At 27.0% G+C, this 8063-nt stretch carries 11 protein-coding genes; 3 read left to right on the top strand and 8 right to left on the bottom strand.

The window, feature by feature from the left end; all coding sequences use genetic code 11:
* Positions 1–257: 257 nt before the first annotated feature.
* From ACRC03_RS03260 to ACRC03_RS03245, 4 genes are all read right to left on the bottom strand, one after another.
* Complete coding sequence (locus ACRC03_RS03260) at positions 258–500, bottom strand: DUF2442 domain-containing protein (protein ID WP_438651118.1); 243 nt, start codon at positions 498–500, stop codon at positions 258–260.
* 16 nt (positions 501–516) lie between these two features.
* Positions 517–1368: an Rpn family recombination-promoting nuclease/putative transposase gene (locus tag ACRC03_RS03255; protein ID WP_438651117.1), complete on the bottom strand. Its 852-nt coding sequence runs from the start codon at positions 1366–1368 to the stop codon at positions 517–519.
* A gap of 338 nt (positions 1369–1706) precedes the next feature.
* Positions 1707–1865 (bottom strand): hypothetical protein, encoded by a 159-nt coding sequence (locus ACRC03_RS03250; protein WP_438651116.1) that lies wholly within the window; start codon positions 1863–1865, stop codon positions 1707–1709.
* Between the two features lie 18 nt (positions 1866–1883).
* The gene (locus ACRC03_RS03245) at positions 1884–2708 is read right to left on the bottom strand and encodes a hypothetical protein (protein WP_438651115.1); all 825 of its coding nucleotides are present in this window, start codon (positions 2706–2708) and stop codon (positions 1884–1886) included.
* A 255-nt stretch (positions 2709–2963) separates the two neighbouring features.
* On the opposite strand from ACRC03_RS03245, the gene ACRC03_RS03240 reads away from it, so the two are divergent.
* The 3 genes from ACRC03_RS03240 to ACRC03_RS03230 all read left to right on the top strand — a co-directional run bounded on the left by ACRC03_RS03240 (position 2964) and on the right by ACRC03_RS03230 (position 5114).
* Positions 2964–3314, top strand: coding sequence for a hypothetical protein (locus ACRC03_RS03240; protein WP_438651114.1), 351 nt, complete (start codon positions 2964–2966; stop codon positions 3312–3314).
* Complete coding sequence (locus tag ACRC03_RS03235; RefSeq protein ID WP_438651113.1) at positions 3307–4398, top strand: HigA family addiction module antitoxin; 1092 nt, start codon at positions 3307–3309, stop codon at positions 4396–4398. Before ACRC03_RS03240 ends, ACRC03_RS03235 begins: the two co-directional genes overlap by 8 nt.
* A 125-nt stretch (positions 4399–4523) precedes the next feature.
* The gene (locus tag ACRC03_RS03230) at positions 4524–5114 is read left to right on the top strand and encodes a PBECR4 domain-containing protein (RefSeq protein ID WP_438651112.1); all 591 of its coding nucleotides are present in this window, start codon (positions 4524–4526) and stop codon (positions 5112–5114) included.
* A gap of 262 nt (positions 5115–5376) precedes the next feature.
* On the opposite strand, the gene ACRC03_RS03225 is transcribed toward ACRC03_RS03230, so the two are convergent.
* The 4 genes from ACRC03_RS03225 to ACRC03_RS03210 all read right to left on the bottom strand — a co-directional run.
* Positions 5377–6495 (bottom strand): replication initiation protein, encoded by a 1119-nt coding sequence (locus tag ACRC03_RS03225; RefSeq protein ID WP_438651111.1) that lies wholly within the window; start codon positions 6493–6495, stop codon positions 5377–5379.
* A 351-nt stretch (positions 6496–6846) separates the two neighbouring features.
* Positions 6847–7050, bottom strand: coding sequence for a hypothetical protein (locus ACRC03_RS03220; protein ID WP_438651110.1), 204 nt, complete (start codon positions 7048–7050; stop codon positions 6847–6849).
* A gap of 20 nt (positions 7051–7070) precedes the next feature.
* Positions 7071–7811, bottom strand: coding sequence for a Fic family protein (locus tag ACRC03_RS03215; RefSeq protein WP_438651109.1), 741 nt, complete (start codon positions 7809–7811; stop codon positions 7071–7073).
* 37 nt (positions 7812–7848) lie between these two features.
* The coding region (locus tag ACRC03_RS03210; RefSeq protein WP_438651108.1) for a hypothetical protein at positions 7849–8063 on the bottom strand (215 nt) is incomplete at its 5' end.

Here is an 8063-nt window from a genome sequence, read left to right as displayed (position 1 = left end):
AGTAAGTACTACCTAGTAATATCAATATATTCACCTGTGTCATTAAATAGTGTCATAAGTATTAGTTACAAAACCGTTGATATTACTTAGATTAAAGGTAGTTTGATCAAAAATTTCGGAAAAAACACAGGTACCCCTTTAAGTTGGTTAGCTCTTTCTAATATTTTTTCTTGTAAATGTTGCATTTAGTATTTCTCCCCTTTCTTTAATATACACAATAAGGAGCTGAGATAAATTAATTTACCTAAACTCCTTATCTAACTTGTATATGAAACACTATCTTCATATAATGTTTCTGGATCAATGTCTGCTTCATTAGGCCACTTAATTGAATCAAAACTAACTTTAACTGCATTAAATATATTTTCATTTTTTAATTCTTGAAAAATACCTTTATCTAAATATGGGTTCATATCAAATTTTTTAACTTCATTGTTTTCAAAGGTTAATATTAATTTGTAATTCTCTATAGGTTTAACTTCTTTTATAGCTAAATACATATATTCACCTATTATATTAGTTTTTATGAACTGAATTATTTTTTGATAGAATATCAATTACTTGATCTTCTTTTAATTCAACTATTTGAGCTATTTGCTCTACTGTAAAACCTAACTTATGTGAGCGTAGTATTGTGCTTACTTTTTCATTATGTTCACCTGTGCTAATCAGATTAGCTCTCTCATACAGTGCTCTTTCTCTCTCCCAATATATCTCCATAGTTTGAGGGTCACTGCTTAAATATTCTAATCTTTCTTCTGCCTTTTTTATATCATTATCCATATCTATAAGCTCCTCCAATTCACTATCTGAAATATCATTTCTTAAAAACATTAACCATCTTTGAAGTCTATCATTTTCTAGGTCTTTGTTACTTAGCTTTTTGAATTTAGGCATTTCTATAAAGTGAATTTCTAATACATCAGTTAGCTTGTAATCATTGTGTTCACTTTCTCTTAGAGTAAATTCTGTATGGAATTTATCTAAATCTATAAAGTTAAAATCTAGTATGTTTATAGTTATTACTTTATTTAAATTACTATAATCTTCGCCTTTTATTATTCCTCTATTGTAAATTCTTGACCAATAAAATAATGTTCTTTTATCCATATTTTTTTGATCTGTCAATTGAACTTCAATATTTATACGTGTTCCATCTTCTATTTTAGCCAGTACATCTATTATTCCTGTTTTATTAATTATTTCATCTGTTGTAAGTTCTTTATCTTTTATAATTTCAATTTCCCTTATGTTTCCTATGTTATTGTATAAAAGCGCGTTAAGAAATGCTCTTAAGTTCTCTTTGCTCTCTGGCTCCCCAAATAACTTTTTAAATATGAAGTCATTGAGAGGTCGTAATCTTTCCATGTTATCACTTCCTATGTTTATATATATTTTATCAAATTTGTTATATTGCTTATTATCGTTTTATTTAAATATAGCTAATTATGCTTTTATTTTCAATCTAAAGTTCTGTTAATGTATTTTTATATTATAAGTTGAAGCCAAAATAGTCAAGTTTGTCGGCTCAAACTTGACTTTTTAAAATAAAATAATAGCTTTAATCTAAGATATACCAACATATTATACTTAGAAATCTCTATTTATTTTTTATTTTCTATATAAACTATTTTAATTTATTTCTCAAAGTTTGTCGAATATATAAAAATACATAAAAATAGAGGGCAATGCCCTCTATCTATAATTTATTTAGATTCATCTTCTAATGATTTTACTTCTTCTACAGTCAGACCAGTCTTATTAGCTATCATCTCTATTGTTAAGACCTCTAATAAATTCCTAGCTATCTCTATAGTTTTTTCTCTTTTCGCTTCTTCAATAAGGATCTTTCCTATCTCATTCATTATTAACACCTATCTTAACTATATTACGTGTCTTATTGCTTCAATTTCATCAATAGATAAATCAGTAAGATCTTTTATCGTATCATTATCCATTCCTTTTAAAATAGCCTTCTTAGCTATTTCTATAGCTTTATCTTTCTTACCTTCATTTATTCCTTCTTCTTTACCTTCTTCAATAAGGCTCTTTCCTATTTCAGTCACTCTTAACTCCTCCTTTACTTTTTCTAAATCTTTACCACTTAAAAATTTATTAGCAAAAGCATATAAAATAGATTCCATATCCCTTTTATATGGACTTGTTATTTCTTTACTTAACTTTATAGCCTTTAATATCTTTTCACTCTTATTCATTTTACCACCCATAACTGGTGTAAATGTAAGCTTTATTATATCTTTAATATCTATATCATTCCCGCTAGATAGCTTCTCTATTATTTCATCAAATACTTTATCTCCATCTTCATTAACCATAGATATAGCATTTACTTTATAAGTGTTTATACCACAATTATATTCACTAATTGGATTTTTGATATCACCAGAATAAACAACATATGTGATAACTTCCTTTTTAGTTTGATGATTAAGTAAGGCTTCATAAGTTCTAAACCTCATTAGATCATCTAGTCCCTTGTCAGTTGTCTGAAACTCAAAATGTATATAGCTATCATCTTCCATTAAGAATGTATAATCCATATACATATTCTTACTTTCTAAAACAACCAATTCCGTTGGACCATTCTCTTTTACTTTTTTATCTATTCCAAAGAACTTAAGACCTTCTTCTGCAAATATGTCCATTGCTCTTTTCATTATAAAATCTTCATAATTTGGCTTCTTCATTAGTTCACCGCCTTTAATTCCATTATATCATTAAGTTATTACATATATTTACTTATATTGTTTTAAAGCTCAACTTACTCATTTAACTAATTCCATTACTTAACTCTTGTATTTCTTCTTTCTTAATCTCTATTTTATCACTTAATATATACAAAATGTAACTTTATTTATTTCTTAGAATACACTATAATTAAGATAAAATAATTTTACCTAAAAGGTAAAAAAAATACTAAAGAGGAATATGAGAATTTTATTATGGATATAATTTATGATAATAAAGCCGTTGAAAAACAATGTACTAACTACACAGCAGCTCAGAAAAAACTTAATAAACAAGTTGCTGAGAAGTTGCATAGTACAATAAACTTTATAGATAACTCTACATGTTTAATGGATATCAAAAACATGCCTATGTATAGACTTCACGCACTAAAAGGTGATCGAAAAGGTAGTTATGCCATTGATTTAGGCAAGCGATTAGGATATAGATTAATAATAGTTCCTTTAGACAATTCAAAGAATAGATGGGATACAACAGATGAAAATAAAATATTTAAAAGTACTAAAATCATTTTAGCACTGGAGGTGACAAATCATTATGAATAAAATAGAATATAAAAGCTTAATTGCGTTTCATCCAGGATATTATATAAAAGACATGATAGAAGATATGGAAATATCTCAGGATGAATTTGCAAAAAGATTAGGTGTATCTGGAAAAACAGTTAGCAAACTAATCAACGGTAAAATAAACTTATCTAATGATGTTGCTCTTCAATTATCAACTATGTTTGGTACTAGCACTGAAATGTGGTTAAATTTACAGCAAACTTATGATATAAAATATTTAGAAATAGAAAAAGAAATACAATTAGACTCAGAAAAGAAACTCTTAAAGCTAATTGATTATAAATATTTTGTTAATTTAGGCTTTGTTGAAAATACTAGAGATGCATTAGAAAAGATAAAAAATTTATGTGCATATTTCAAAATATCTAAACTAAGTATTTTACTAAGACAAGACTTATTAGTTAACTATAGATCATGCTCTGAGTCTTTAAATGAGAAAAATATAGTTAATTCAAAAGCTTGGCTTCAAACAGCTATAAACATAGGTAAAGATATGGAAGTTGATCAATTTAGTAAATCTAAATTAGAAAAATACATCCCTGAAATTAGAGAAATGACACTACAAAGTCCAGGTGTATTTTTACCTAGGCTAAAAGAAATATTTAGCGAATGCGGTGTTAGCTTTGTGCTACTACCTCATCTAAAAAATTCTGGTATTAATGGAGCTGTAACATGGGTTAATAACAATAAGGTTATACTGGCTCTAAATGATAGAAGAAGTTTTGCAGATACATTCTGGTTCTCTTTATTCCACGAGATCAGACATGTGTTGCAAGAGAAGCATAAGCTAACTTTAATTAGTTTTAATTCAAATAAGATGGAGAAAATAGATAAAAGCTTAGAAGAAGATGCAGATTTATTTGCTCAAGAAATTCTAATACCTACAGATGATTATAAGTCTTTTGTAGCTATATCAAATTTCTCAGAGTATGAAATTTGTCAATTTGCAAAAAAGATTAAAATACATCCTGGAATTGTAGTTGGAAGATTGCAAAAAGATAAGTATGTAGATTATAGTAGATTAAATAATCTAAAAGAAAGATATAAAATTAATGTTTAAAAATAGTAGCCACTTTTACTAATATCCCAAAAGTGGCTACTAACTTATTGTATAATATTAAATATGATATATTAAATATTATATCAATTATTCAACTTTAAATTTATGATATAGGGGTGATTGCTATGGCAATAGATATAGATCCTCTTATCTTGGCAGCTAAAAGTTATGAGAAGTTACTAGGCAAAGACTTCATTATAACTATAGATACTAAAGATGGGAATACGAAAACTTTTCAAGTTCAATTCAAAAAAGATAATTTTTATCATCTAATTGGATTTCACTATTTAACTGATTTACCACAACTTGATACTAGACGTAATAAAAAGAATAGAATTTTTAATAATGTATTACAAGGGAATATTACATACAACTCAATAAAAAGCAGTGCTCATTTTGATAATAAAATAGATGATAGAGTCATCTATTTTCATAATATAGATAAGTTATTATTGGAGAAAGTTATTTTAGATTTTGATGCTTCAAATGTAAGTTTAAAAACTAATTTAAAATGCGACTATATGTTTTTTAAAGATGAAAATGGAAAATATATGCATCTAAGCTTAGCACAAGATAAAACTCACTATCCAGAAAGCTTTTTTGTTAGAGATGATAATATATACATCAAGGATCAAGATGTATTTGATATAGTTTCAATTGAAGAAATGGAAAAGAATAAAGCTAAAAAACCAAAAAAAGCATCTAACAAAAGTTAGATGCTTTCACATTTCATTGGAATGTATTTTTTGTTCGAAGTTAAAAACTTCTAGTCAGAAACGGCTAAATACAAGAAACCGTTGATAAAATCTCCGCACTTCACTTCTCTGACAAAGCAAGCACATCATAGATTAATATAATATGTTGATTAGAAGTTAACATATTATATTTTTATTATATACAAACACAATGTGTTTGTATACACATTTTTTTCACACTTTTTGTGCATAAAACGTGCACTACCTACAATTTACATAATACTTACCAAAACATTTCAATATTTTTTTTATGCTCGATATCCTCTTTTTCCTCAATTTTATACTCAACAATCTTATTATCCAAAGTACCCTTGAAGAACTTGTATGAAGTCGCTTTAATAGTCTCTACATCATCTCTATCAAGAGTTACCATTACAGCATCATTAAAAGCTTTCTCCATGTATTGATTCTTAAAATCAATTCCTTTAAAGTCCAATTTAAAACTTCTTAAAGTACCTTTGGTAAACAGGCTTTCATCAGGAACAAAAGGCTCAAAATCACATTTTTTTGACTCATTTGTATTTTCTTCAGTAGCACTAAATTTAGGTTTGAAAATTTCCTCTTCTTTATCATGAATAATAACATTATCCGCAGTAACTGCAACTGATTCAATTACTTCACTTGGTATTTCTTTTATAGTCTCATCCTTGGTAAAATACTTCCTTTTATCCAGATCTTTTACGATAAAGTCTATAGAATCAACTTTTCTACCTACTTTATTTTCTTTTATATCTATCTCAAAATATCCTGTTTCATTAAGCTCTTTTATAGCTGGAAGTATAACTCTTCTTTTAAAATCATTGTACCTATCATACTTATCTTCAATCATTAAAAGCTCTTTAAGATCATCTATCTTGTAATTTATAATTGACTTCGTTCCACTCCATAACCTCAATAAATCATAGAATCTTTGAGCATTTGGATTTATAAGTCCAAAAAATATTGATAAGTTAACAGGTGTATATCCAATCTCTAAATAGTTTCTAATGTAAGTATGGATCTCTTTAGATGCTTCAATTTTAAAAGTTTTCCTAGATTTTATATACTTAAAACCGTTTATAAATCCATATTCCCCCCATCCTTCTTCATCTCTAAAATAAATACTCTGTTTTCTTAAATTAACTAATAGATTGGAGATTGAATCTATAGAACTAGTCTGCTTCTTCTTTATTATAGTCTTAAATTCTTCATGAGATATTTCACACTTGATTACATCATCATTATTTTTTTGTAATTTGTATAATAACATTAGAAATATCCTATTTTCTAATGTAGATATATTATATTTAGCTTTTATAATTATATTATTTTTCATAACTATATTTTTTTCATTTGTGTCCATTCCCATACCTCCACCCAACTGTTACTATTAAATCTATTTATAATTTAATATAAAAATATAATTACGTCAACTTTTCAATACTTGCGTTTTATAAGGTTCCCATGTGTCGCATTTAAAGTTCCCTCCTGTCGCATATAAGGTTCCCATGTGTCGTATTTAAAGTTCCCTCCTGTCGTACTTAAGGTTCCCATGTGTCGCATTAAAGTTCCCTCCTGTCGTATTTACATTGAATTTTATTAGTAATTCCAACACTTTAAGATATGCCTAAATACTATTAAATACTATAAATACTTTTTTTAAATACTAGTAAAGACTAGTAAAGGTATTTTTTCTGCTCTTTTCTGTCCTATTTTATTTAATAAAAAATAAATCCCTAATTTGTCGTATTAAAAAAGACAGATTTCTCTGCCTTATTACTCGTGACTTTATTGAATAATTACAAAACGTCAAAATTTGCACCCCCGGGGGTTTTTGAGGGAAACAAAGTTTCCCTCTTGCTAAAATTTCTAAAGATGCCTCTTCTAATTCATCTTCTTTAAAATCAAATTCACTCATATTCTATCTCCCCATTATTATTAATTCATAATTTCACTATATGTCTTATAGTTATATCCGCTAAAATAAGTAACGCACTTTTCTACTAAAAACTTAATAATACTATCTGCATTAAGAGTTTCATAAAACTCTAGCATTAATGTGTTGTATTCTTGCTTGTTTCTAGCTGAAATAGATAATACGCCTATATCATTGCCTAAAAGAATTAAATTACTTGTTAATCTTGAAGTCCTCTTATTACCATCGTAGAAGAATTGGCAATATGATAACCATAAGTTTAGTATTATTGCTTTTTCTAGAGGGTTATTTATATTATTTATTATGTTTATATCATTTTCAAATGTATCATTTAGTTTAGATGCATCTATACACTTATACTCAGTCGTCCCTGCTATTCCAATATTTCCATTTCTAAAATCACCTACTATTAATGCTTCATCTTTTGCTACTATATTATGAATTGAGCATATTGTATCTTTATTTATGTTTATATCTTCTTTTACACTTAGACCAATCATATGATCCCAAGACGCTTTTATATTTAATATTTGGTTTTGATCACTTAATTTATGACCACCTACTGTTATTCCATCTAATAATGTTTGTACTTCAGGAAAGGTAAATGGATTATTTTCAAGGTTTCCCATATCATAAACAAACTCACTTATCATTTGTCTTACATATGTTAATATATATCTTTTATCCCCTCTTGGGATTTGTATAGGAAAATCGTAAGTATAATTTGGTATATATGATTTCATTTTTATCACTTCCTTTTCATTTATATTTGTTGTGATTTTACCAAAACAGTTCAATATTTCTTTGATGCTCTACATCCTCTTTTTCTTCAAGTTTATACTCAACAATCTTGTTGTCTAAAGTAGCTTTAAAAAATTTATATGAACTAGCCTTTATATCATCAACATCATCTCTTTCTAAAGTTATCATAAGGGCATCATCAAATGCTTTTTCCATATATTTATTTCTAAAGTCTATATGTTTAAAATCCTTTT

This window comes from Romboutsia sp. (assembly GCF_051659545.1).
Classification (GTDB): Bacteria; Bacillota; Clostridia; order Peptostreptococcales; family Peptostreptococcaceae; genus JBOFOR01.
The sequence above is the reverse complement of the archived record's forward strand: the minus strand, read 5'-3'. Positions and strand labels throughout refer to the sequence as shown.

Excerpts from the sequence above, each read along its gene's own strand:
- ACRC03_RS03260 (WP_438651118.1), bottom strand. The coding sequence starts at position 500 with ATGTATTTAGCTATAAAAGAAGTTAAACCTATAGAGAATTACAAATTA.
- ACRC03_RS03255 (WP_438651117.1), bottom strand. The coding sequence starts at position 1,368 with ATGGAAAGATTACGACCTCTCAATGACTTCATATTTAAAAAGTTATTT.
- ACRC03_RS03250 (WP_438651116.1), bottom strand. The coding sequence starts at position 1,865 with ATGAATGAGATAGGAAAGATCCTTATTGAAGAAGCGAAAAGAGAAAAA.
- ACRC03_RS03245 (WP_438651115.1), bottom strand. The coding sequence starts at position 2,708 with ATGAAGAAGCCAAATTATGAAGATTTTATAATGAAAAGAGCAATGGAC.
- ACRC03_RS03240 (WP_438651114.1), top strand. The coding sequence starts at position 2,964 with ATGGATATAATTTATGATAATAAAGCCGTTGAAAAACAATGTACTAAC.
- ACRC03_RS03235 (WP_438651113.1), top strand. The coding sequence starts at position 3,307 with ATGAATAAAATAGAATATAAAAGCTTAATTGCGTTTCATCCAGGATAT.
- ACRC03_RS03230 (WP_438651112.1), top strand. The coding sequence starts at position 4,524 with ATGGCAATAGATATAGATCCTCTTATCTTGGCAGCTAAAAGTTATGAG.
- ACRC03_RS03225 (WP_438651111.1), bottom strand. The coding sequence starts at position 6,495 with ATGGACACAAATGAAAAAAATATAGTTATGAAAAATAATATAATTATA.
- ACRC03_RS03220 (WP_438651110.1), bottom strand. The coding sequence starts at position 7,050 with ATGAGTGAATTTGATTTTAAAGAAGATGAATTAGAAGAGGCATCTTTA.
- ACRC03_RS03215 (WP_438651109.1), bottom strand. The coding sequence starts at position 7,811 with ATGAAATCATATATACCAAATTATACTTACGATTTTCCTATACAAATC.